Consider the following 1,663-nt stretch of genomic DNA (forward strand, 5'->3'; position numbering starts at 1 on the left):
ATTATTCCTCCCATCGAGAGCTATTCTGAATTGTAAGTTATAACTATTATAATCTCATTTCTCTTTGTGATCAAGTTGAAGATTTTCTAGTTTTTGACTGCTATAAGTATTAATACTCATTGCATAAGTGAGATGCTCCCAAGCGATTGAGCTTTTTGTTGACGAATATAATGCTATTAATTTAAAGAATCCAGAGGCAGTTTTAGAAACCTTAAAACAGGTCAAAGTCTGTGATCCTGCCTGTGGAAGTGGAGCTTATTTATTGGGAATGTTGCATGAGTTATTAGATTTGCGTCAGTGTTTATTTGCCACTAAAGGCATTGATTATAAAACGGTTTATCAGCGCAAGTTAGAGATTATTGAAACTAATATCTATGGAGTTGATATCGATCCTTTTGCGGTTAATATTGCTCGCTTAAGGTTATGGCTTTCCTTAGCGGTTGAATATGAGGGAGATAATCCGCCACCGCTACCCAATTTGAAGTTTAAAATTGAAACAGGAGATAGTCTAACTGCTCCTAATCCCCAAGGTTCTGGGATGGTGCGCGAGGAGTTTATCCATCGGTTTAGGGAAGCTAAAGCCAAGTATTTAAGAGCGCATTTAGGCAGTGATAAACAAAGTCTTGAACAGGAGATTAATGAGGTTAAGAAACAGATTGCTTTATTAACCCATGGCAGTGCTTCTGTGATTGCGAGTGATAAGGAAGCTATCTCAAAAGGGTTTGATTGGGTGGTGGAGTTTGCCGAGGTATTAGCGGAGGGAGGTTTTGATATTCAGGTAGCAAATCCCCCCTATGTGAGACAGGAATTAATTAAGGATTTAAAACCAACTTTAAAGCAGGTTTTCCCTGGCGTTTATACGGGAACATCGGATTTATATTGTTTCTTTTATGCGAGAGCTTTACAATTACTTAAAACTGGGGGAATGTTAGCTTTTATTTCTTCTAATAAGTGGTTTCGGGCAAAGTATGGGGAGAAGTTAAGACAGCATATCGCTGATACTTGTCAGGTGAGAAGTATTACCGATTTTGGGGAGTTGCCAGTTTTTGCAACCGCAGCCACTTTCCCAATGATTTTTATCTCTCAAAAGAGTAGTAAAATTAGTAATTTACCGATTTTTACTCAAGTTAAATCCTTAGAAGAACCTTATCCTGATGTCTTAGCTATTATTAAAAAGACTGGACAGAATTTACCAAAAGATGCGATTAAAGGAGCAAATTGGTTATTAACTGATGCGTCCTCTGCTAACCGTTTACAGAAAATGGCAGCAGCCGGTATTACTTTAGGTGAGTATGTTAACGGACAGATTTATCGAGGTGTATTAACTGGATTTAATCAAGCTTTTGTGATTGATGGTGCAAAACGAGCAGAATTAATTGCTAAAGACCCGAAAAGTGCAGAGATTATTAAACCTTTAGCTGTGGGTGATGATGTGCGTAAATGGCGGATTAATTATCAAAATAAATGGTTGATTTTTACAAGAAGGGGAATTAATATTAACGACTATCCGGCTATAAAAAAATATGGTTCTTCGTTACTTGGTATGGTTCGATAGGGGGGCATAAATCGACTAAATCCTTATCTGGCAAGAGACTTAATTGATTAGTTCGCTCTAGAGCAAAAACAATTGACAAAAATCGCTAAATGCCTTTCTCTATAAGGG

At 37.3% G+C, this 1,663-nt stretch carries 2 protein-coding genes; one reads left to right on the forward strand and one right to left on the reverse strand.

The genetic code is table 11. From position 1 onward, the window contains the following. Positions 1–127 precede the first annotated feature (127 nt). A complete protein-coding gene (locus PX482_RS08210) occupies positions 128–1,555 on the forward strand; it encodes an Eco57I restriction-modification methylase domain-containing protein (RefSeq protein WP_288093952.1) in 1,428 nt (475 codons plus the stop codon). Here PX482_RS08210 and PX482_RS08215 read toward each other — a convergent pair. Next, entirely contained in the window at positions 1,512–1,634 is a 123-nt protein-coding gene (locus PX482_RS08215) for a hypothetical protein (protein WP_288023514.1), read from the reverse strand. The genes PX482_RS08210 and PX482_RS08215 overlap by 44 nt on opposite strands. Positions 1,635–1,663: the final 29 nt, after the last annotated feature.

It is taken from the genome of Microcystis sp. M53602_WE12 (assembly GCF_030065455.1).
GTDB classification, from domain to species: Bacteria; Cyanobacteriota; Cyanobacteriia; order Cyanobacteriales; family Microcystaceae; genus Microcystis; species Microcystis aeruginosa.